Genomic DNA, 21,871 nt, shown 5'->3' on the forward strand with positions numbered 1-21,871 from the left:
TCGACCGGTCATCGTAGGGCATGCGTCGTGCGCGGTCGTTGCGGGAATGCGAGACCCGCTGCTCACCCTACTCGATCACCACGTCGAACGGCGCGCTCTGACCGACGACCACTTCGTCCCATCGACGGATGAGGAACGCCTCCACGAAATGGACGCCACGCCATTCCAGACTCTCGTAGCGGCGCGCTTGACCGTTGGAACCGTAGAAGTCGCCTCGTCCCTGCCTTCTGGAGAAAGCCGCGATGCCGGTGTTCGTGACCCGCCACTCGACGCGAAACGCATCGCCGATGGGGGCACCGCCCCATAGACGCGCCTCGAACCAGAGCCCGCCCTTGCCGGGTACGGGGTCCCCGGACAGGATGGGTCCCTCCCTAGCCGCGTTCCTGCTGAGGAGGTGCGTCGCCGAGACGTAGACGGTAATCAGGTTCGCCGCCACGGGCCAGGATGGTTCCTGCAGATGGGGTGGCCTGTAGAACCACTTCGGCAGGATGCGCGTGCCGTAGTCGCGGACGGCATCGACGATCGCATCCTGGTGCTGGGCGGCGGAACTGAGCAGCGAGCCCACGGTGACGCGCGCAGTCTCGGCGAGCGCACTCATCTTCGCAACGGCTCCCTTTCCGAACTCCTCGCCGAACACGCGCTGCCAGGCGGCTATGCTCTCGTCAAAGTCCTCGGCCTCGATCGCCTCGTCGATCCACGTGCGGTACTTGTTCACGAAGTTGCGGAAGTTGGCGTACCCCGTCTCGGAGAGCAGGGCGCCGAAGTCCTCGGACGGACGAGACGGGTTGGGCACGACGGGGCATTTCGGATTTGCCTGAAGGTACGTGTCGAGCCTGCCCATGATCGTCTGAAGCGCCGAAGGCACATCCTCGAACCTCGTGAGATCCTTGTCGAGCCAAGTGATGCGCTCGCCAAGCAGAGTGGTGAGCAGGACCGAGGGGCAGGTGAACGTCTTTTTGATCCCACGGAGGTATTTCAGAAGCCGTGTGACCTTGCGGAAGCTGTTCCCGCCCGAATAGCCGTTCCGCTCGTTGAACCATTTCGTGTAGGTACCCGGTGCGGTGTCTTCGAACTCGTTCGTCGTCCGGTTGCACACTTCCGACGAGGCGTCGCCCTCGCGGTCGATCACCAGCGGAGCGACGTCGATCTTGCGTTCGCCCGCATACGTGATCGTGACGCAGTGCGAATAGCTCGAGACCTTGTCCTTGTACGTACTGCTCGCGAGGAAGGTGCGCTTGAGCGAGTTGATGTAGTCCTTGGCCTCCCAACCCTCGACGTGCGCGACGCGCACGAGAATGTCGGCGTCGAAGGCGCTTCCCGCGATCGGCCTGATGATGGTCTTCTGTGCCCAGGAACCCTGGTGGAGGAAGCCCTTCACCTTCGGATCCCAGTCGGAGTTTCGGATGAACGTCTTGATGGCCTCGACGCTCGTGTCCAGCTTGGCCAGGCGATCCGCATTGAGGTCGACGACGTCGCTGAGGAACGTCTTGAAGAGTCCGACGTGCTTCACGCTCCGGCCTCCAGTTCTGCGCGCGCCTGAGCGCGATCGTCCTTGTACTCCGCCCACCGCTGGTTGAGACGTGTCACCATCGATCCGAATACGCCGGGAACCGCCTCGGGTGCACCTTCCATGGCCTCGTTGTAGTCGCCCATGGCCAGCAGGACGTCGCCCTCGGGATACCCTGTCGCGTAGGCCGCCGCCATGCGGTTCTGGACGGATTCCGCACCGCGCGACGCTTCCCGGTGTTCGGAGATCGCGCCGATGACGTCGGACGACAGGATGAAGACCGAGACCGCCAGAATGACCTTGATGCCCGTGACCGCCGTAACGCGGCTCGCATAGGGTGCGCTCAGCAGGGCGACGACGATCGCGACGGTGACGAAGACGATGAGGATCACGATCATGAAGTTCGCGCTCACCCTGTGGACCTCCTTCGAGTAGAACGCGCTCTCCTCGAGCATCTCACCGAGGCGCTGAAGTCCAGGACGTTCCCCGGTGGCGTAGTAGTCGGGGTCGATCTGCCGATTGGCCACCGGCTCGTCGACCGTGAACCGCTGCCGCAGGCGCTGATGGTCCCCGGGCGAGATCGGGGCGCCGAGCCCCCCGGCTATCAGAACGGCACGCCGCGCGCCGTGAGCCGCGGAACGGGAACGCCGGTAGACGCTGCGGGCCAACCACCACGCTATCAGCAGCACGGGGCCGCCGACCGCCAGGACGTAGAGGACGTCGTCACCGGTGACGACCACCGACAACGCAGCCGGCACGACGGCCAGAAACTGGACGATGAGCAGGATGAGACGCCATCTGGACGCCTTCGCGAACTCGGCCTTGGTGTATCCGACGAGCGCGTCGACCGTGATGGACATGACTTCCTCCTAGTGAGCTTGAGTTTCGTGGGCGGCTCCCGTCGAGGACGAATGTAGCTCGGAGCTGTCGCCGCGTATCGGCGTCCCGTGTCGGAATTGCTGATCAGAGGTTTTCACCGCCCGTGGCGCAATCCGACGGTCGCCTCCCGGCCGGGTCCAGATGTCCGTAGTGCCGTCGATCGAATCGGGATTCGTCTCGACGACCATCGTCAACCCACCGATCACCTTTCGACACAGCGTCATCGAGCGATCCGATGCGCCGAAGGTTCATCGTTCGCCTGGCGATGCCGTAGAACGCGACCTCCGTCGAGCCGTCAACAAGGTTCAGAACGGAGCAATCTTCGATACGTGCATCGAGACGGCTCGATCGTAGCCGGAAAAGCGTTGCGCTTGCGGAACACGCCCGTCAGCGAGATATGAAGTCCACGATCATCGTGCGCGCCTTGCACTGGTCATTGCCAAGCGATTGCTCGTCCAGTTGAACAGCCCTCTAATCGTCATTGTACAATGGGCAGGCACCCCGGATGCGTGGAAGGCGTCCTGATCGGGTGCCGACGCACCACGATCCGACGACGGCGACGGCCCCGGCGAGCCCGATGGTGTCCCCCGCTGCATCTGCCGGGCATTTCCAAACCGCGGTCCACGCTGCGGAGGCGTCGATGTCGCTGCGTCAAAAGCGTCATGCCTTCGCCGCCCGCCGGGGACCGGCGTCCGTACGTCATCCGTTAGACACTTCGAGTATTATCTGTTGAGGGTGACGCGCATGTCACTCCGGCTTCCGGGACAGCGTCCGGCGCCGTCCGGCCCCCGCCACCGATCTGACCCAGTCGTCGACCGATCCGTGGTTAATACTCGAAAGCACGAAGTTCGACCGATCCCGGACTCCACTCGGCAGAGTCAGTCCAACTTCGGCATGCTTCCATGCGATCTTGCAGCCGCGAACGGTTTTCCGTGCGAAAGCACGTTCATCCAGTGTTCGCCTGTCGATGACAGCGAATACATGCCATCGGGTAGTCGCCGTGGACGAAGTCCCCTGCTCGAGGCATGGTCCGCCGTGTTCGATGACCGACGCGACCCCGCTACGAACGGCCGGCGGCGGCTGAGGGTGGAGGAGCATGCACGTGACGATGATCGGCATGAGGATCGACGAGACCGGCACCCTTCTGCGCGATGGTGGCGGATTTCGTCTGCGACGTGATCGGGGAGGTCGTTATCTGCTCGAACTTTACCGCATCCCCGTGGATCTGGACGACAGGCGGGTTCGGGTGATCGGCACGCTCGTCGGTCCCGATCTGGTCCACGCCGACGGCGTCTCGCCGGCCTGAACCACCGCGCCAAGGCGCGTCGTACCGGACGTCGAGCAGGCGCCCCCCGGCGTATCACCCTCGTCGCAGCCCACCTGATATCAGGGGGACGCAATCGCGGCGGGCCTGCAGCCAGAGCCACGCGTCTGCGCTGCCTCTACATCGGCCTCCTTACTGAGACTACCGGACAGGGGGCTGAACAGCTTTTGACTTCTGGATCACGGCCGTACCTTTGGCGCCTCGCCGGCCCGCCCCCATGATGCGGCGGCATGCCGCGCATAAGTTCTCGACCAGCCTCACCCGTATAGCCCGGTGCCATGCCGGTCATCGTCGTCTCGTTCGACGCTTGGGGGACCGCATCGATAGAGACGGAGCACAACTGACGACTACGGCACGGCGTGCGTAGTCCCGCTCGCGAGGCCCAGCGCTGCCAGCCCCATCCATACCGCCATCGCGATCATCATCAGGTTCTCTGTCAGCGACAGGAAACCGAGCGGCACGTTGCTGGCCCCGCCCACGCAGGCACACTTCAGCTCGCGCTCATCGAGGTACACCGCCTTGAACACCGACACGGCACCCACGGTACCGATGAACAGCGCGACCGGCACCGACAACCAGGTCAGCACGCCCGCGATCATCAGCACGCCCGCCAAGCCCTCAGCGAAGGGGTAGATGTAGGAGTAGCGCACCCAACGCTTCGCGAGCAGGTCGTAGTTGAGGAACATCGTAGCGAAGCTCTCGATGTTCTGGAGCTTCAGCAGCGCCAGCACCGCCATGCTGAACCCGATGAACCATTCGCCCGCTCGTAGCGTGAAGGGCGTGCCGTAAGTCGCATGGCTCACGGCGAGCGCCATCAGCGCGGTCACCGCGAACAGCGCGACGACCGGCTCGTATGTGATCGCCTTGGGATCGGCGACGTCCTTGCCCAAATGGCGGCGCAAGTCGTCATAGCCGCCGATCCGCTCGCCCGCGATGAAGGTCTGCGGCGTCGTCTTGACCCCGTTCTCGGCCTTGAAGGCGTCCGTTTCCTCCCGCGTGGTCAGCCAGCGGTCGTCAACGGTGTAGCCTTCGCGTCGCAGCAGGTCCTTGGCCTTCAGGCCGTAGGGGCAAACGTGCTTACCCGTCACCATCCGGTGCAAGGTGGCGGGGCGGGGGGTAGCGATCGTGGTCATGAGCAGCGGCTTTCGATCTGGTATCTTTCAGGCTGCCATCCATATAGGGTCCGGACCACGGTACGGAGTCAAGGGGTGGCGCAGATGACCATTGCCGGGCTGGCGCGCGGAGCGCGCGTCGGCGTGGAGACCGTTCGCTACTATCAGCGGCGCGGGTTGCTGGTGACGCCCGAGCGGCCTCGCGGCACCGAACATGGTGGGAGCGTGCGGCGCTACGGTATCGAAGACGTTCGCCGGCTGCGCTTCATCCGCTCGGCGCAAGCTGCCGGGTTCACGCTTGCAGAGATCAACGAGTTGCTTTCACTCGATGCGACCGACGATCGAACCCGGGCGCGTGAACTCGCGACCGAAAGGATCGCAGCTTTGGACGCCAAGATCGACGAATTGGACCGGGCCCGCGCCTCGCTGCGCCGCCTCGCTCAACAGTGCGGCAGCGGCGCGGCCGGGCCGTGCCCGATCCTGACCTCCTTCGAGCAGCCCGACGGTCAAACTCCGCGCTAGCCGCGCCGCTCGGGATCGACCGTCTGGCAGAGGCTTCATGATCGGGCGCTAACGCACCGCCACCGGACGACGGCGGCTCCTGCAAGCACGACGGCGTCCAACGGGGCTGATTACAGCCCCGGCCACCTGCCAGACGTCAGATCACTTTCCGTGATCTATCAGCATGGCGATGACGCAAGTCCGCCATCGTGATAGCGTGAACCATGAGCCAAGGTCTTGAAAGCAACCCCAAGCGTAGGTCCGCAGCTTCGGCAGCGGCCCCGAGTCCGGAAACGAGCGGAGCGGGTAAACTATACAGGGTCATCATCGACACGCTGCAGGCGGAAATAGCGTCGGGGGTCTTCCCTGCGGGCAGCAGGCTGCCTCCGGAGCGACTGCTGGTCGAACGGTTCGCCGTCAGTCGTCTGACGATTCGCGAGGCGTTGATCGGCATGGAGATACTGGGCCTCGTCGAAGCACGGCAGGGGTCCGGCTTCTACGTGATAGGAGCGACGGCCAACCGTCAGGCGACCCCCGACGCTCTCGATATCGGTGCGTTCGAGCTTACGGAAGCACGACGGATCGTCGAGGTCCAGGCCGCAGCCCTTGCCGCGTTGGCGGCGACGGACGAGCAGATACGGGAGATGGAAGCCGTCCTTCAGAAGATGGAACTGGAGAACGACGAGCCACGACAGGGTGATTGGGCAGCCGACCGCCGCTTCCATACCGAGATCGCCCGGGCCACGCAGAACAGCGCCATTGTCCTGATGGTCGAGATGCTGTGGGACGTCCGGACCCGATCACCGCTCTGCAATGCCATGCTGCAGCGCATCACTGCGGCAGGCGGCACCCCTCGCATGACGGACCACCGTTCGATCCTCGACGGAATAAAGGCACGGAATCCCACGGCGGCTCGTGATGCAATGCTGATACACCTCGATCGAGTGCTCGCAGACCTTCTGGCCTTCACCGAGAACGACTCGATCGAGAAGTTGACTACCGCGAACGCCCAGAGAAGAGCGGCGGCAAGAAGACGTCTTTCCATCTGATAACGCTACCGCTGTAATCTGATACATCAGATGCATTATAATTTGACATATCTGACCTATTCCTCAATTGTCTGAGTCAAGCGGTCGAAGCCGCAAGACGAGGAGAGGATGGATGATGGGGCTCAGCGATTTCAAGGCACGGCCGTTGAAGACGGCGTTTCTGCTCGGAGTTGCGGCATGGCCGCTGAGCGCGATCGCGCAGACGGCACCGAGCACGACCCAGGCGGACACGCCGGTGGCTGAGACCGACGACCCGGCCGCATCCTCGGAGATCGTCGTCACGGGCTTCCGCCGCTCCCTGCAGCTCGCCAACGAGCAGAAGCGCAATGCCGACGTCGTCAGCGACGGCATCTCGGCGGAGGACATCGGCAAGTTCCCGGACCAGAACCTCGCAGAATCGCTCCAGCGGATCACCGGTGTCCAGATCACTCGCAACCGCGGCGAGGGATCGTCCGTGAGCATCCGTGGCCTCGCACCCGATTTTGCGCGTACGCAGTACAACGGCCGGACGCTGGGCAGCGGCGGCAGCCGATCGTTCGACTTCACCACGCTTTCCGCGGAATTCGTCAGCGCTGTCGAAGTCGCCAAGTCGCCGACCGCCGACATGATCGAAGGCGGCCTTGCCGGAACGATCAACGTCAAGACCGCGCACCCGCTCGACATCGGCAAGACCAGCTTCAACGGTACCGTCGAAGGCGTGTACGAGGACAATCCGAAGAAGCTCTCACCGCGCGTCGCCGGCCTCGCCAACTATGTGAACGCCTCGAAGACGTTCGGCATCAACGTCGGCGTCGCCTACGAACAGCGCAAGTATCTGTCGTTGAACTATCAGGGCTACGGCGCGGAGACGGGTACGGAGGGGCAGCGCAACCCTCCGGTCGACTACAACCGCGACGGTGATTTCGGCGATACCTACACGTTCAACCACGCGCAGGCATATCAGGCGTATCCCGGGACGCGTAAGCGCCTGTCGATCATCGGCACCGTCCAGTACAAGCCGACCGACAACGTCAACGTCTTCGCCGACTACTTCCACTCGGACTTCCGTGACAAGAACCTGTGGTACGAGAACGCGACCCGTTTCACCAACATCGCGCCATCGCTGCCTGGCCAGCCGTACGGCGTCACCGCGAGCACGATCGACACGGGTCTGGTGCCGCAGCTCGTCGCCGGATCGCAGGGCTTCCTCACGTCCATGAGCGCGACGGGCCTCGATCATCGCGCATCGACCTTCAGTCAGGACAGCCGCAAGATCCTGAACTCGTATGCCGGCGGCTTCGACGTCACCGATGGCGACATGAAGGTCAGCGGGCAGGCGAGCTACTTCAAGTCGACCACCAGAAATCTCAACAACGGCTTCGCGACGATCTCCCGTGGGATCGGCACGATCACGCACCCGGACGGCCTGGGCAGTCCGCCGAAGGTCACCTACGGAACCGGCTACGATCCGATCGACCCATCTACCTTCTACCTGCTGTCGCAGGACTTCTTCGGCGGTCGCAACTCGGACCGGAACTACGAAGGCCGGCTCGATGCGGAATATACGGTCGAGGGCAGCTTCCTCAAATCGCTGAAGGCGGGCCTGTATTACGGCGACCGTCAGAATACCGCGGTCGACACCCGATCCAGTGCCAACGCCACGACGCTTGCGCGTCTCTCGGGTGGCAGGCTGGCGTTCGTCCCCGGGTTCGAGGGTGCGAGCGGCGCGGTGCGGGCGACCGACATCCTGAAGCCGATCTCGTTCGACACCAAGATCCCGAACTATCCAGCCAGTTATCTGGTCACCGATCTGGCGGCCTATTACGCCATCATCCCCTATGCGACCGTGATCGGCGCCGTGCCGCCCCAGGACGTCTCGGGCACCGGCTACGATGTCGGGGAGCGTACGATGGCGGCCTATGCGCAGGCAGGCTTCGGTTCCGCCGATGGGCGGCTCGGCGGCAATCTGGGCATCCGCTACGTCAGCACGCAGACCGTGTCGAACGGGCTCGTCCCCGATCTCAACGGCATCATCATCGAACCCGGCGGCGTCTTCACCACCGTGCCGACCGGCGTGCCGACCAAGGTGAAGGGCGACTACGAATACTTCCTGCCGAGCTTCAACGTAAAGTACGAACTCACGGACGCGCTGCTGGCGCGCGGTGCGTTGGCACGGGTCGTCGGTCGGCCGGGTCTCGGCAGCCTGTCCGCAGGAACCAGCGTGAACGCCAACGTGCGCAGCATCAACTCGGGAAATCCGGGCCTCCAGCCCTATCTGTCCGACCAGGCCGATCTCTCGCTGGAATACTACCTCCCGAAACAGGGTCTGCTGTCGGCAGCCGTTTTCTACAAGCATCTGACCAACTACATCATCGACGGTCAGGTGACGCAGACGTTGACCGCACAGCTGCGCGGTGGTGGTACGCAGACGATCGTATTCCGGCGCAACCAGCCGCTCAACCTGTCGTCGGCGGACATCAAGGGCGCGGAAGTCGCCGCACAGATCCCGCTTGCCTATCTCGGCGGCACGTTCGACGGACTCGGCGTGTTCGGGAGCTTCACGTATATCGACGCGCCGAAGGTCCCCCAGTTCCAGGGTGGCCCGAACGTCCCGCTGAACGACGTCTCGAAGTACAACTACAACGTCGGCGGCTATTTCGAGAAGTACGGCATCGGCCTGCGGGGCAGCTACACCTATCGCAGCAGGTTCACCGGCGGCGACGCCAACTACTTTGGCGATGGAGCGTTCACCCCGGCCTATGGCCAGCTCGACGCCTCGGCGAGCTATCAGATCACGCCGGCAATGTCGCTGAGCGCCGACGTGACCAACCTGCTGGACGCGGTGCAGCAGACGAAGAACAACTTCGGACTGACCCGCATCTATTCGCAGATCGGTCGACGGATCACGGCGGGGGTGCATGTCCGCTTCTGATTTCCCACCCCTCCGCGCGGCGGAGGAGCACGTTGCGATCACATCAACGAACGACAGGACGAAGGCGATGACCATGAACCGGCGAGATGCGTTGTCCACCATCGGCCTTGCGGGGGGCCTGGCGGGCATGACCGCCGCCATGCCCGCGGCGGCAGCGGCGAGCGCGAACGGTACGTCCCGCCCCTTCACGCCGGACTGGCCTTCGCTCGTGGCCGGCTATCGCGCGCCCGACTGGTTCCGCGACGCCAAGTTCGGAATGTGGGCGCACTGGAGTGCGCAATGCGTTCCCGAAGAGGGGGACTGGTACGCGCGCGAGATGTATCTGCAGGGATCCCGCGCCAACAAGGCGCATCTCGCCAAATACGGGCACCCGGCCGACGTCGGATTCATCGAGATCGTCGGCAAGTGGAAGGGCGAGCGCTGGGACCCCGCCCGGATGCTCGACCTCTACAAGCGCGCGGGTGCGAAGTATTTCGTGGCGCTGGCCAACCATCACGACAACGTCGACACCTACGCCTCGAGCCATAATCCGTGGAACACGACGCGGATCGGTCCTAAGAAGGACATCATAGGCACTTGGGCGAAGTTGGCGCGCGAGCGCGGGCTGCGCTTCGGCGTGTCGAACCACAGCGCGCATGCGTGGCACTGGTACCAGACCGCCTATGGCTACGACGCCGAAGGACCGCGAGCCGGCGAGCGCTACGACGCCTACCGCCTGACCACCGCCGACGGCCGTGGCAGGACTTGGGAGGGGCTGGATCCGCAGGCGCTCTACACCGGGCGTACGTTTCCGCTGCCCGACGGCATCCGCTCGATCGAGGAAGCCAATGCCGTCCATGAGCGCACCGACCGCATCTGGACTGAATGGGCGCCCCCCGAGGCGGCGGCGTTCGTGCGCAACTGGGCGCTGCGCTGTCGCGAACTGGTCGAGAAGTATCGTCCCGATCTCATCTATCTCGACAATTTCGACCTGCCGTTCAATCAGGTGGGTCTGGAGATGGCCGCGCACTACTACAACGCCAGCCGTGCCTGGAACGGCGGCAGGCTCGAGGCGGTCCTGAACGTCAAGACGGTGCCTGCGGAGAAGCGCATGGGCCTGGTCGAGGATGTCGAGCGGGGCGGCAAACCGCATATCGAAACCTATCCGTGGCAGACGGACACCTGCCTCGGCAACTGGCATTACGATCGCGCCCTCTACGAGCGCGACGGCTACAAGAGCGCCGCCACCGTCATCCACACGCTGTGCGACGTCGTGTCGAAGAACGGCAATCTCCTTCTGAGCGTCCCCGTGCGTGGCGACGGATCGATCGACGAGAAGGAGGAGCGCATCGTCGAGGACATCGCCGCCTGGATGGGCCTGTACGGCAGCGCGATCTACGGCAGCCGCCCGTGGCGTATTCATGGCGAAGGGCCGACCCGCCCGGCAACGGGCATGTTCGCCGAAGGGGGGCCCGTGTCGCCCTACAACGAGCGTGACGTTCGCTATGTTCGCAACGGTGCGGCGCTGCATGCACTGGTGCTCGGCTGGCCCAAGGACGGCGTCGTGCGGCTGTCCCTGCTCGGCACCGGTACGCGGATCGGCCGCGGAGAAGTGAGCCGCGTGACCCTGCCCGGCGACAGCGCACCGCTCCGGTTCCGCCGGACGGCGAAGGAGCTCGAAGTCGATGTGCCTGCCGCGCGCCGCAATGCGATCGGCCTTGCCCTGATCATCGAGGGAAGCGGTCTGACGGCAGGCAGTCTGGGCGAACCGGTCTGAACGAGAGGACGTGAGGATGTTGAACCGACGGGATCTGTGCACGGCGTTGGCCAGCGGCATGACGATGTCCGCGTTCGCGGGGGCGGCGTCCGCGGCATCCCGCAAAGGGGGCTTCGTCTTCAGCTATTTCCACAATGCCGACGACGGCGGCGCGGGCATGCGGTTGGCGATCAGTGATGACGGCTGGCGCTTCCGCCCGGTACGCGGAGGGGCGCCGATGCTGGTCCCGCAGGTCGGGGAGAACAGGCTGATGCGCGATCCCTCGATCGCGCTCGATCCGCGGACCGGGCTCCATCACATGGTCTGGACGACCAGCTGGAAGGGCGTGACGATCGGCCATGCCTCGTCGCGCGACCTGATCCACTGGTCCACGCAGCAGGCGATTCCCGTGATGGCGGCGTTTCCGGACACGCGGAACGCCTGGGCACCCGAACTGACGTGGGACGATGCAGCCCGCCGCTTCCTGATCGTCTGGGCCAGCACCGTCGGCGAAGCGGGGGACGAGGGCGATCACCGTCTCTACTCCACGACCACCCGGGACTTCCGAACGTTCTCCCCGACGAAGAAGTTCTACGATCCCGGCTTCAGCGTGATCGATGCGACGTTCCTGAAGCGGGGGGGCCGCACGATCATGTTCGTGAAGGACGAGCGCAAGGAGCCTTTGCGCAAGGTGATCCAGTGGTGCGACGCCACCCTGTCGCCGACGCCGCGCTTCGGTCCGCTGTCCGAACCGATCACCCCCGCATGGAGCGAGGGGCCGACCGCCATCACGGTGAACGGCGAGATGCGGGTCTTCTTCGATCGGTACACCGACAAGCGCTGGGGCGCGGTCGCGTCGAGTGACGGCAGGACCTGGCACGACGTGTCCGATCGCATCTCCATTCCAGCAGGTGCGAACCATGGCACGATGATACCAGCCGACCGCTCGCTGATCGACGCGCTTGCCGCCGCCGGATGAGCGGCGCGCGACCCCTGCGGCTGCAGCGCCTGAATGCGTCTGACATCCCCCGCCTGTGGGCCGGACCTTTCCGGACCGGCCCATCTTTTTCGAGGACGCCGAGACCATGATGATCCTCGTTGATCGCCCGCCGTCGGATGGTGATGTTCTGACCGGAAGGACGGCGCTGTTCCTGACGGTGGGCCTGTTCTTCATGTGGGGCATGGTCAACAACCTGAACGACGTGCTGATCGCGCATTTCCGTGTCGTATTCACGCTGAGCGATCTTCAGTCGGGCCTCGTCCAGTCCGCCTTCTACCTGGGCTATTTCTGCTTTGCGGTGCCGGCGGCACTCGTGATGCAGCGTTTCGGTTACAAGTTCGCAGTCGTCGTGGGCCTGATCCTGTTCGGCGTGGGCGCGTTGCTGTTCTGGCCCGCATCGCTGATGCTGAGCTACGGCTTCTTTCTTTTCGCGCTGTTCGTCATCGCAAGCGGGCTAGCCTTCCTCGAGACCTCCGCCAATCCGATGGTCGCCGCACTCGGCACGCCGGAGACCGCGGAACGTCGCCTCAACCTGGCGCAGGCGTTCAATCCCCTGGGATCGATCGTCGGCGTCGCAGCCGGAGCGACCTTCATCCTCGGGGATGAGGCCGGGAGCAGCGGTCTAGCCGCCGGTTCGTCGGTTCGGACGCCGTATCTGCTGATCGCGCTGCTCGTGTTCGTCTGGGCCGCCGTGATCGTCGTCACCCGGTTCCCCGGCATCGCCACGCGGCCGACCGCGCCGGACGCCCGGACGCCGCACGCCTATCGTCGGCTGCTCGCCATGCCGGGGTATCTGTCGGGCGTCGGCACGCAGTTCCTGTACGTGGGTGCGCAGGTCGGCATCTGGAGTTTCCTGATCCGGTACGTGGCGGTGGAGATGCCGGCACTGGGAACGCAGCACGCGGCGTGGCTGCTGACCCTGTCACTCGCGTTGTTCATGGCCGGCCGTTTCGTCGGTGCCGGACTGATGGGGCGGATCGCGGCGGCACGGCTGATGGCAATGTTCGCAGTCGTCGATGCGATGCTGTGCGGAGTCGCCGTGGCCATGGGCGGCGAGATCGGCGTGGCCGCCCTGGTGTTGTCCAGCGCCTTCATGTCGATCATGTACCCGACCATCTTCGTCCTGACGCTGCGCGGCCTCGGACCACTGACTAAACCAGGGGCATCGCTGCTGGTCATGGCGATCATCGGCGGCGCGGTGCTGACCGCGGCGATGGGGTTCGTGTCGGATGCCGCATCGATCCGGGTCGCCATGCTGGTGCCCTGCGGCGCCTTTCTGTGCATCGCGCTCTACGCCCGCATCCATGCCCGTGGGGGCGTTCAGGCGTGATCGATGCGCATGTCCCCAGCGGGAGAACGATCGCCACGGATCACCAGCGGCACATCGCTGCTTTCATCGACGACGTCCACGAGGCGATGATCGAACTGCGCGATGCCCGCCTCGCCGGCGCGGTCGGCATCGGCGTGAACGAGACGGAGGTCTGCGAGGAGTCGCTCGACTGGATCGGACTCGATGAGATCCTGCTTGCCGGGCGCAATGCGCCGGTGGATCGCGGCGCCATGCGATCGCCGGACCGCTGCGTCGAACGCGGTGTCCAAGCGATCGTTGGCCGGCCGCACAACGGCTGCGTCACCGAGCTCGATCCCGACAGGGCCGCAGCGCAGCCGCCGCCTCACGATTATGCCACTCCCGATGCCGATGTCGTCACGCGAACTCACGCGCCGGCCTCAATCCGTGCATCGGCTGTGATGCCACTGCCGGCAGCGGCCGCGCAATTTCCCCTCCGCAATCCGGCGGTCGCCCGCGTCGTCACCGGTCTTGTCGGAGCCGGACAAGACGCCGAAAAGGTAGCCCGTATCGCGACGGACGCGTCCGGCGCCGGGTCGACACAGGACGCCGACGAAGAACAGGACGTGGCCCGACCATGACGAACCAACTGATCCTACTACATCCGGACGACAACGTGCTGATCTGTGTCGCGCCGATCGCCGCCGGCGACATCCTGCCGGTGTCCGGCGGCACCATCCCGGCGCGAGAAGGCATCACCGTGGGTCACAAGGTCGCGCGCGGAACGCTCGCGCCGGGCGACAAGGTCATCAAATACGGCGCACCGATCGGATCGATGACGGTTGGCGCAGAGGCTGGGGAATGGGTTCACATGCACAACATGAAGAGTGACTACATCGCCAGCCACACGAGGGCCACCGTGACCGAGTCACGGACGTGATCCAGGGCTTTGCACGGGCGGACGGGCGCAAGGGCATCCGCAACGTCGTCGCCGTCGCCTATCTGGTGGAATGCGCCCACCACGTCGCACGTCGGATCGTCGACAAGATCGACGATCCCGACGTCCACCTGATCGGCTTTCCCGGCTGCTATCCCAACGCCTACGCCGCGAAGGTGATGGAAGCGGTGGTGACGCACCCCAACGTCGGCGGCGTGGTGATCGTGTCGCTCGGCTGCGAAAGCTTCGATCGGGAGCGATTGCAGGCGACGGTGACGGCGAGCGGCCGACCGGTCGAACTGCTGGTGATCCAGCAGGCGGGCGGCACTGCCGCCACGATCGCGGCCGGCATGGAGGCGGTCGAACGCATGCAGGCGCAGATCGCCACGGTCGAGCGCGTACCCATGAGGGTCGACGAACTGATCATCGGCACGATCTGCGGAGGCTCGGACGGCACCAGCGGCATCACCGCCAACCCGGCGGTCGGTCGTGCGTTCGACACGCTGGTCGGCCAAGGTGCGACCTGCATCTTCGAGGAGACCGGTGAACTGGTGGGATGCGAAGCCATCATGGTGGATCGCGCGGTGACCCCCGAACTGGGCGAGGCGCTGATCGCCAGCGTCGCCAAGGCCGAGAGCTACTATACCGTGATGGGTTTCGGCAGCTTCGCGCCCGGCAATGCCGAGGGCGGGCTGACGACGCAGGAGGAGAAATCGATGGGGGCCTATTCCAAATCGGGCTCCTCGCCGATCAGCGGCATCATCAAGCCGGGCGACGTTCCGCCGACCGGCGGATTGTACCTCCTCGACGTCGTGCCGGACGGCGAGCCGCGCTTCGGCTTTCCGAACATCTCGGACAATGCCGAGATCGTCGAGATGATCGCGTGCGGCTGTCACCTGACGATCTTCACCACCGGGCGCGGATCCGTAGTGGGATCGGCGATCTCGCCAGTCGTCAAGGTATGTGCCAACCCGGAAACCGCGCGCCGTCTCGCTGCCGACATGGACATCAATGCCGGGCGCATCCTGGAAGGTGCCGCGACCCTGGACGTCGTAGGCGCCGAGATCGTCGACGCAGTCATGGCGGTAGCCGGCGGCGCACGCAGCGTATCCGAGGAGCTGGGCCACCGCGAATTCATCCTCACCTACAAGGCGTTCGACCCGATCGGGCCTGCCTGTCTGCCTACCGCACGACGAAGGACTGCAGCTTGACGCGACAGTTGGATGGAAAGGTGGCGCTCGTCCTGGCAGCAGGACGTGGCATCGGCCGCGCCACCGCAGAACGCTTCGCAAACGAGGGAGCGTGCGTCATCGCCACGGATCGCGACTGGACGCACTCGCCGGCATAGAGGGGTGCGAGGCGCGTGTGCTGGACGTCGCCTATGCCGCCGCAGTCATCGCGCCGGCGCAGGAGGTCGGCGATAAGGACGTGCTCGCCAACCTCGCCGTTGTCATCCACGCGGGCACGAAGCTCGAATGCACCGAAGAAGGACGGGCGCAGGCGGTGGCGCCGGTGCCGTTCCCTCCGCGATCATGGCGATCATCCGCAGGGCGGGGACTGTCGCGCTGCAGATGCATCGCACCGGCGATCAGCTGGTCCCGGTGATGGACACCGGCGACACATTCGATGCCCGTGCCAACGCCATCGCAGATTCCGCTGACCCCTTGGTCCGGTCATGGGGGGATAGAATGGAGACGTTGCGACCGCCGCCGTCATGGGCGGCGGCTGGCACCGAGCGGACGCTGCCCAGCCGATCTTCTCCTTGGCGGACCAATGCCGAGTATCGGGATGTCGGGAATCTCACCTCACGCCCGAACGATGCGACACGATCTGTCGCCCGCATGGTCCAGAGCGTCGCCTGCGACGACGGTTGATCGCAGAGGCATTGGAGAACATCATGGCTAAACGATACGTCCGGGCAACCGGCAAGAACACGCAGGGCGACATCACGAAGCTCTGCAACTCCGGCCAGCCCTGGTCGCCCCGAAGCAAGGCCGACGCCATCGCCGACATCGATGGCGGCACGCACGAGTACTGGGTGAACTGGGCCAACTCGCCCGAGACGAAGATCCTCGTCGTGAAGGGTGCGACCGGCAGATACCTGCGGACCGATCGGGACACCACGACCCGCAACAACCTCGACGATCTGCCCGACTGCTGACCGGCGACGGGGTCGGGGCGACGCTCCGACCCCGTCTTCGAAACCCCGCCGCCTCAAGGCAACGCGGGAAAGTCGCCCCGGCGGTGGCCAGCCGTCATCGTGGCCAGTTCGACCGGTGCGACGACCTCGACCGCATCGCCCCACATGTACAGATGCCAGCACATCTCAAGCAGTCCCGCAGCACGGAACCGGACGATCAGCGACCCGTCAGGCTCGTGCTCCATCGTCTGGGTGGGATGGAAGGAGAAGCCTTCTGCCCAACGCACGGCTTGCGGTGCGAACCGCCAGACCACGTCGCGCACGCCGCCGCCGTCCTGGTACGATCCGAAGCCGGTCATGGCGTGGGCCTCCAGATCGAAAGCCTCGGTGCGAACGGCCATGGCGGGTAGGACCGTCGCTTCGTCTATGCCGTCGACACGGTAGTGTCGGACCGTCCCGTCGACCTTGTCCATGTCCACCGCGACCAGGTATCGGCGCGTTCCCAGCAGCAGTCCGTGCGGCGAGACGGTCCGCTCGCGAGAGGCCTCGTCATGCCACCCGCGGTACCGGATCCGCAGCTGCGACCCTCCCTTCAACGCCTCGGATATGGCGAGATCGACGGCTTCCCTGCTTACTGGCCTCGGACCAGGGCGGGTCGCATGGCCCAGCGCGAGAAGCAGAACCTCCTCGTCCGTTTCGATGCGCCGACCGCGTTCGTCGGGGATCAGGGCGAGGATCTTGGCATGGAGCGACCGCAGAGCCTGCACGTGGTCGACCCCGCCGTTCACGGCGAGGGACTCCTCGGCAAGCACGAGTGCCGCCAGTTCGTCGGCGGTGGGAACGAGCAGTGGAGCCAGCGCGGTCCTCGGCAGCCTCCATCTGGCGCAGCCGGTCTCCTCGTCCTTGAGCCTCTCCAGTTCGGGGTAGAGTCGTCCCAATGCATCTATCACCCGCTGTGCGGTCCGATAGTTGCGTTCGAGGGTCTCCTCGATCTCGGCGAGACTGACGCCGCGTGCGGACGCGGCTCGAGCCGCAATCGTCAAAAGATCGATCGCATTCCGGTACGACATTGAAACAATCGCTCCATGCGACAAGATATGTCGTCATATGCCATCATGATCGTCACGGTGGGGTTCGTCGAGCCGTCAACAAGATCCATAATGGAGCAATGTACGATGCTGATACATCAGGGCGGCACGATCTTCTCCGCGAGCGATCTCGTGAACTTCATGGGATGTCGACACGCGACCAACTTGGACGTCGCGAACCTCGTCACCCGCACGACCTTCGCGCCGGACGACGAGAGCGCCGTTCTCCTGCAGGAGAAGGGCATAGAGCACGAGCGCGCCTTTCTGGAGCGACTGCGTTCGGAGGGACGGTCGATCGCCGAGATCGCGGCCGAGGGCACGCTTCCGCAACGGGTCGAGGCCACGCGCCAGGCTCTGCGGGACGGTCCGGACGTCATCTACCAGGGTGCCTTCCTCGTCGGCCGGTGGCACGGGTATTCGGACTTCCTTCTCAGGCGCGACGATACCGCCTCCGCGCTCGGGGGCTTCGCATACGACGTCGCCGACACCAAGCTCGCTCGTTCCGCCAAGGCGAAGCACGTGCTTCAGCTGAGCGTCTATGCCGACATGCTCGCTGCGGAACAGGGCGTCACGCCGCCGTCGATGCACGTGGTACTCGGTACGGGCGAGATCGCGACCGTGCCCACCGCATCGGTGGGTCACTACCATCATTTCGCACGACGCCGCTTCGAAGCCTTCGTGGATGCCGCTCCGATCCCTTCGACCGGTGATCCGTGCGGTCACTGCACCTTCTGCCGCTGGCACGATCGCTGCGACGAGGTCTGGGAGGCGTCGGACCATCTGTCGATCGTCGCGGGAATGGGCCGAAGCCAGACCGATGCCTTGCGATCCTCCGGCGTGGTCGACATCGGCGGGCTGGCGGACATCCCTGCCGGAGCGAGAGTGCAGGGGATCCAGCCGGGCACGCTCGCAAAGCTGTCGGCTCAGGCCGGTCTCCAGCGGCATCAGCGGGCGACCGGCGAACGCCGTGTCGAGATACTCGCCACTGAAGAAGGGCGCGGCTTCGCACGGCTGCCCGAACCGGACGAAGGGGACATGTTCTTCGACATGGAGGGGGATCCGCTCTTCGACGGCGGACTGGAGTATCTCTTCGGCATCGTGGCCCTGGACGAAGGCATGGACCGGTTCCACGAGTTCTGGGCGCATGACCGGGACGCGGAGAAGTCGGCGTTCGAGCGGACGGTGGACTTCATGACGGCGCGTCTCGCACGCTTTCCCCGCGCCCACGTCTACCACTACGCGGCCTACGAGGAGAGCGCGCTCAAGCGGCTGGCGATGTACCATGGGACGAAGGAGAGCGAGGTCGACGATCTGCTCCGCACCGACCGTCTCGTCGATCTGTACAAGGTCGTGGCCGAGGCGATCCGTACTTCGGAGCCGCGCTACTCGATCAAGAACATGGAGGCGTTCTATCTGCCAGGCGGTCGCCAGGGCGAGGTGAAGACGGCAGGCGACAGCATCGTCATCTACGAGCGTTGGCGACAGTTGGGCGACCACGCCCTGCTGCAGGAGATCGCCGACTACAACGAGATCGACTGCCGGTCGACGAGACTGTGCCGCGACTGGCTGCTGACCCTGCGTCCGCCGGAGACGGCATGGTTCGCCGGTCGCACGATCGCGCCGCCCGATCTCATCAGGACGGCAGCGCGGGTGGAGGCCGAGGACCGTACGCGTCGCTTGGCCGATGATCTGCTGACGGGCGCAGGCGATCTACCGTGGCGGCGGCTGCTGGTCGATCTGCTGGAGTTCCACCGTCGCGAGGCAAAGCCCACGTGGTGGGCGATGTTCGCACGCCAGGAGATGGACGCCGACGAGCTCGTGAACGATGCGGAATGCATTTCGGGTCTGCACCCTCACCCAGATCGTCGACCGTGGAGCGACAAGAAGTCGGTGGTCCATCCGTTCACGTTCCCGCCCCAGGACTTCAAGATGCGCGTAGGCGACAAGCCGCTCCGCTCGGGATCGCTGGAACCGGCCGGCGAGATCGTCTCGCTCGACGAGGACGAACGGGTCCTCGAGCTGAAAATGGGACCCAGCCGATCGCCCATCGAACCTGGCTGCGGCCTGATCCCCGAAGGACCGGTCGGCGACAAGCCGCTGCGCGCCGCCGTCCATCGCTACGCCCAGGACGTGGTGGCCGGCGGAAACCGCTACGCGGCGGTGAGTTCGATCCTGCGACGTGAGCGCCCACGCCTTTCCGGCCGGCATTCCGGCCAGTCAATCGTACTCGACGGCACGGACGCGACGGCCGGAGCCATCGCTGCGCTACGCGAACTCGACGACAGCTATCTCCTCGTCCAGGGACCTCCCGGCGCTGGGAAGACCTATACGTCGTCCCAGGCCATCGTGGCGCTGCTGGCGGACGGCAAGCGCATCGGCGTCGCGTCGAACTCGCACAAGGCCATCAACAACCTGCTCGCCGAGGTCCAGGCGATGGCCACTGCCCAAGGACTCCGTGTCGCCGGGATGAAGAAGTCGGGCCGGGAGGACCAGATGCTGAACGGCGGCGGATGGATCGAGGACGTGGTCGGCGGCACCGGGAGCGGCGTCGCCGCCCGTCACCGTCTGGTCGCCGGCACCGCCTGGCTCTTCGCACGCGAGGACCTCGATCAGGCGTTCGACCACCTGTTCATCGACGAGGCCGGACAGGTCAGCCTGGCCAACGTCGTCGCGATGGGCACGGCGGCGCGCAACGTCGTCCTGGTGGGCGATCAGATGCAGCTGTCACAGCCGATCAAGGGCACCCATCCCGGCGGCAGCGGCCTTTCGGCGCTGGATCATCTTCTCGAAGGGCACGCGACGGTCCCGGCCGATCAGGGCGTGTTCCTGCCGGCGACTCGGAGGATGCACCCTGACCTGTGCCGGTTCATATCCAACGCGGTCTACGAAGGGCGCCTGGAAGCGGAGGGGACGACCGCGCTGCAGCGCATCGACGTCGACCTCGCCGAAGATCCCGAAGCTCTCGCGCACGCGGGTCTGCGGTTCGTCGACGTAGAGCATGTCGGACGCACCCAGAGATCCCCCGAAGAGGCGGCTCGTCTTGCGAGGACGCATGCCGCGCTGCTGGGCTCGTCCTGGACGGACCGTCACGGCGTCATGCACAGGATCGGCATCGAGGACATCATGATCGTGTCGCCCTACAACATGCAGGTGGAGCTCCTGAAGCGAACGCTCCCGGACGGCTCGCGCGTCGGAACGGTGGACAAGTTCCAGGGTCAGGAGGCGCCGGTCGTGCTGGTCTCGATGGCGACGTCCTCGGGCGAGGACCTCCCACGCAACATCGAGTTCCTCTACAGTCGCAATCGAATGAACGTGGCGATCAGCAGGGCGCGCTGTCTCGCGGTCATATTCGCTAATCCACGACTGCTGGAGATACCGTGCTCGACCATCGAACAGATGGAGCTCGTCGACGGACTGTGCTGGGCCAAGCAGTTCGCGGACGACCAGAAGGCTGCGGTCTTGGCGACGACGACCTCGTTCCGACACTCTCAGGGGATGCCCGCCGATGTCCATTGCTAACGGAGCCCGCACCCCGCCCCCGGTCCCGGTCCCTACCATGCTGGACACGGTGCCGAAGACGTTGACCGAGGGGCTCCGGGCATTCTGCGCGACCCTGTCCGATTCCAGACCGGTCTTCGTCAGATGCCGGCCGGATGGCGACGCCCAGCCGTCGGGCTGCTTCCACAACGTGGCCCGCAAGATCGGCCGTGCCGGCGGGACGATCGTCCACGGCTGGGCCATCTGGACGGTGCCAGGCTTCTACCACGAAGCGGAGCATCACGGCGTCTGGCGCAAGCGCTCCGGGGAACTGATCGACGTCTCGCCCCAGCCGAACGCGCCGAAGCGCATACTATTCCTTCTCGACGAAGCGGCAGTCTACGATCCCGTCGTCCACCGCGACAACGTGCTTCGCGCCGCGAGCGACGATCCGATCGCGCACGAGTTCGTCGCTCTCGGTAGCCGGCGCAACGCAATCCATGCGATGTACCGCGTCGGCGGCGCCCGGCTGGTGTCCTTCGATGCGGCACATCGGACGGAGCTCGGCGAGATCGAGCGGCGGTTGCGCGAACTCGGGCCGATCATCATGCGTGCACGTCGCAGGGATCCAATCTCCGGTCGTCCTTCCGGAGAGGAATCGTAGGCCGTTCCAAACGTCTCAGCGATATCGGGCGGTACGTGTTTCGTCATAGCGCCGCATTATCTCTAATGTGCTCTGTTATGGGTGACACGGATGTCATTCCAGGGTGACGTGAGTGTCACCCCCCGCGCCAGTCCCGCTCGAAGGGACTTCGGTCCGGAGGCCACGGACGTCACGGACCATCACGACCCGGTCGGCACCTCCCCGTTCAGGATCCCGCCTACCGTACCCGCATCGACGGCGTACTCGCGGGCCGGCTAGT

At 65.2% G+C, this 21,871-nt stretch carries 18 protein-coding genes; 14 read left to right on the top strand and 4 right to left on the bottom strand.

Features of this window, described 5'->3' with window-relative positions; translation table 11 throughout:
* Nucleotides 1-67 precede the first annotated feature (67 nt).
* Nucleotides 68-1,510 carry an SMODS domain-containing nucleotidyltransferase gene (locus IFS44_RS22775; RefSeq protein ID WP_192098152.1) on the bottom strand — a complete coding sequence of 481 codons (1,443 nt, stop codon included), beginning with the start codon at nt 1,508-1,510 and terminating at the stop codon, nt 68-70.
* On the bottom strand, nt 1,507-2,367 hold the full coding sequence (locus tag IFS44_RS08540) for a hypothetical protein (RefSeq protein WP_192098153.1): 861 nt from the start codon (nt 2,365-2,367) through the stop codon (nt 1,507-1,509). The genes IFS44_RS22775 and IFS44_RS08540 overlap by 4 nt, the downstream gene beginning before the upstream one ends.
* A gap of 1,127 nt (nt 2,368-3,494) precedes the next feature.
* On the opposite strand from IFS44_RS08540, the gene IFS44_RS08545 reads away from it, so the two are divergent.
* Nucleotides 3,495-3,692 carry a DUF5818 domain-containing protein gene (locus IFS44_RS08545; protein WP_446740845.1) on the top strand — a complete coding sequence of 66 codons (198 nt, stop codon included), beginning with the start codon at nt 3,495-3,497 and terminating at the stop codon, nt 3,690-3,692.
* Nucleotides 3,693-4,057: 365 nt separating this feature from the next.
* On the opposite strand, the gene IFS44_RS08550 is transcribed toward IFS44_RS08545, so the two are convergent.
* Nucleotides 4,058-4,843, bottom strand: a complete 786-nt coding sequence (locus IFS44_RS08550; protein ID WP_192098154.1) for a glutaredoxin — start codon at nt 4,841-4,843, stop codon at nt 4,058-4,060.
* 84 nt (nt 4,844-4,927) lie between these two features.
* Here IFS44_RS08550 and IFS44_RS08555 point away from each other — a divergent pair, with 84 nt between their 5' ends.
* The 11 genes from IFS44_RS08555 to IFS44_RS08605 all read left to right on the top strand — a co-directional run bounded on the left by IFS44_RS08555 (nt 4,928) and on the right by IFS44_RS08605 (nt 16,404).
* Nucleotides 4,928-5,344, top strand: coding sequence for a MerR family transcriptional regulator (locus tag IFS44_RS08555; protein ID WP_192098220.1), 417 nt, complete (start codon nt 4,928-4,930; stop codon nt 5,342-5,344).
* Nucleotides 5,345-5,547: 203 nt separating this feature from the next.
* Nucleotides 5,548-6,372, top strand: a complete 825-nt coding sequence (locus tag IFS44_RS08560) for a FadR/GntR family transcriptional regulator (protein ID WP_192098155.1) — start codon at nt 5,548-5,550, stop codon at nt 6,370-6,372.
* Nucleotides 6,373-6,484: 112 nt separating this feature from the next.
* Nucleotides 6,485-9,283 carry a TonB-dependent receptor gene (locus tag IFS44_RS08565; protein WP_192098156.1) on the top strand — a complete coding sequence of 933 codons (2,799 nt, stop codon included), beginning with the start codon at nt 6,485-6,487 and terminating at the stop codon, nt 9,281-9,283.
* A gap of 67 nt (nt 9,284-9,350) precedes the next feature.
* Nucleotides 9,351-11,039, top strand: coding sequence for an alpha-L-fucosidase (locus IFS44_RS08570; RefSeq protein ID WP_192098157.1), 1,689 nt, complete (start codon nt 9,351-9,353; stop codon nt 11,037-11,039).
* Nucleotides 11,040-11,055: 16 nt separating this feature from the next.
* Complete coding sequence (locus IFS44_RS08575; protein ID WP_192098158.1) at nt 11,056-11,997, top strand: glycoside hydrolase family 43 protein; 942 nt, start codon at nt 11,056-11,058, stop codon at nt 11,995-11,997.
* Between the two features lie 106 nt (nt 11,998-12,103).
* On the top strand, nt 12,104-13,348 hold the full coding sequence (locus IFS44_RS08580) for a sugar MFS transporter (RefSeq protein ID WP_244650064.1): 1,245 nt from the start codon (nt 12,104-12,106) through the stop codon (nt 13,346-13,348).
* Complete coding sequence (locus IFS44_RS08585) at nt 13,345-13,947, top strand: hypothetical protein (RefSeq protein ID WP_192098159.1); 603 nt, start codon at nt 13,345-13,347, stop codon at nt 13,945-13,947. The genes IFS44_RS08580 and IFS44_RS08585 overlap by 4 nt, the downstream gene beginning before the upstream one ends.
* Nucleotides 13,944-14,246, top strand: a complete 303-nt coding sequence (locus IFS44_RS08590) for a UxaA family hydrolase (RefSeq protein ID WP_192098160.1) — start codon at nt 13,944-13,946, stop codon at nt 14,244-14,246. Before IFS44_RS08585 ends, IFS44_RS08590 begins: the two co-directional genes overlap by 4 nt.
* Nucleotides 14,243-15,454: a UxaA family hydrolase gene (locus IFS44_RS08595; RefSeq protein ID WP_192098161.1), complete on the top strand. Its 1,212-nt coding sequence runs from the start codon at nt 14,243-14,245 to the stop codon at nt 15,452-15,454. Before IFS44_RS08590 ends, IFS44_RS08595 begins: the two co-directional genes overlap by 4 nt.
* A 91-nt stretch (nt 15,455-15,545) precedes the next feature.
* Complete coding sequence (locus IFS44_RS08600) at nt 15,546-15,848, top strand: hypothetical protein (RefSeq protein ID WP_192098162.1); 303 nt, start codon at nt 15,546-15,548, stop codon at nt 15,846-15,848.
* A 292-nt stretch (nt 15,849-16,140) separates the two neighbouring features.
* Nucleotides 16,141-16,404, top strand: a complete 264-nt coding sequence (locus tag IFS44_RS08605; RefSeq protein ID WP_192098163.1) for a DUF3892 domain-containing protein — start codon at nt 16,141-16,143, stop codon at nt 16,402-16,404.
* 53 nt (nt 16,405-16,457) lie between these two features.
* On the opposite strand, the gene IFS44_RS08610 is transcribed toward IFS44_RS08605, so the two are convergent.
* Nucleotides 16,458-17,453 (bottom strand): helix-turn-helix transcriptional regulator, encoded by a 996-nt coding sequence (locus tag IFS44_RS08610; protein ID WP_192098164.1) that lies wholly within the window; start codon nt 17,451-17,453, stop codon nt 16,458-16,460.
* Nucleotides 17,454-17,498: 45 nt separating this feature from the next.
* Between IFS44_RS08610 and IFS44_RS08615 the strand changes: the two genes are divergently transcribed.
* On the top strand, nt 17,499-20,990 hold the full coding sequence (locus tag IFS44_RS08615; protein ID WP_206757824.1) for a TM0106 family RecB-like putative nuclease: 3,492 nt from the start codon (nt 17,499-17,501) through the stop codon (nt 20,988-20,990).
* A gap of 37 nt (nt 20,991-21,027) precedes the next feature.
* Nucleotides 21,028-21,612: a hypothetical protein gene (locus tag IFS44_RS08620; RefSeq protein ID WP_192098166.1), complete on the top strand. Its 585-nt coding sequence runs from the start codon at nt 21,028-21,030 to the stop codon at nt 21,610-21,612.
* Nucleotides 21,613-21,871: the final 259 nt, after the last annotated feature.

This window comes from Sphingomonas sp. CFBP 13706 (assembly GCF_014842355.1).
Lineage (GTDB): Bacteria > Pseudomonadota > Alphaproteobacteria > Sphingomonadales > Sphingomonadaceae > Sphingomonas > Sphingomonas aerolata.

What these genes read in the sequence shown, in the direction of transcription:
- IFS44_RS08540 (WP_192098153.1), bottom strand. Translation starts at nt 2,367, where the DNA reads ATGTCCATCACGGTCGACGCGCTCGTCGGATACACCAAGGCCGAGTTC.
- IFS44_RS08545 (WP_446740845.1), top strand. Translation starts at nt 3,495, where the DNA reads ATGATCGGCATGAGGATCGACGAGACCGGCACCCTTCTGCGCGATGGT.
- IFS44_RS08550 (WP_192098154.1), bottom strand. Translation starts at nt 4,843, where the DNA reads ATGACCACGATCGCTACCCCCCGCCCCGCCACCTTGCACCGGATGGTG.
- IFS44_RS08555 (WP_192098220.1), top strand. Translation starts at nt 4,928, where the DNA reads ATGACCATTGCCGGGCTGGCGCGCGGAGCGCGCGTCGGCGTGGAGACC.
- IFS44_RS08560 (WP_192098155.1), top strand. Translation starts at nt 5,548, where the DNA reads ATGAGCCAAGGTCTTGAAAGCAACCCCAAGCGTAGGTCCGCAGCTTCG.
- IFS44_RS08565 (WP_192098156.1), top strand. Translation starts at nt 6,485, where the DNA reads ATGATGGGGCTCAGCGATTTCAAGGCACGGCCGTTGAAGACGGCGTTT.
- IFS44_RS08570 (WP_192098157.1), top strand. Translation starts at nt 9,351, where the DNA reads ATGACCATGAACCGGCGAGATGCGTTGTCCACCATCGGCCTTGCGGGG.
- IFS44_RS08575 (WP_192098158.1), top strand. Translation starts at nt 11,056, where the DNA reads ATGTTGAACCGACGGGATCTGTGCACGGCGTTGGCCAGCGGCATGACG.
- IFS44_RS08580 (WP_244650064.1), top strand. Translation starts at nt 12,104, where the DNA reads ATGATGATCCTCGTTGATCGCCCGCCGTCGGATGGTGATGTTCTGACC.
- IFS44_RS08590 (WP_192098160.1), top strand. Translation starts at nt 13,944, where the DNA reads ATGACGAACCAACTGATCCTACTACATCCGGACGACAACGTGCTGATC.
- IFS44_RS08605 (WP_192098163.1), top strand. Translation starts at nt 16,141, where the DNA reads ATGGCTAAACGATACGTCCGGGCAACCGGCAAGAACACGCAGGGCGAC.
- IFS44_RS08610 (WP_192098164.1), bottom strand. Translation starts at nt 17,453, where the DNA reads ATGTCGTACCGGAATGCGATCGATCTTTTGACGATTGCGGCTCGAGCC.
- IFS44_RS08615 (WP_206757824.1), top strand. Translation starts at nt 17,499, where the DNA reads ATGATCGTCACGGTGGGGTTCGTCGAGCCGTCAACAAGATCCATAATG.
- IFS44_RS08620 (WP_192098166.1), top strand. Translation starts at nt 21,028, where the DNA reads ATGCTGGACACGGTGCCGAAGACGTTGACCGAGGGGCTCCGGGCATTC.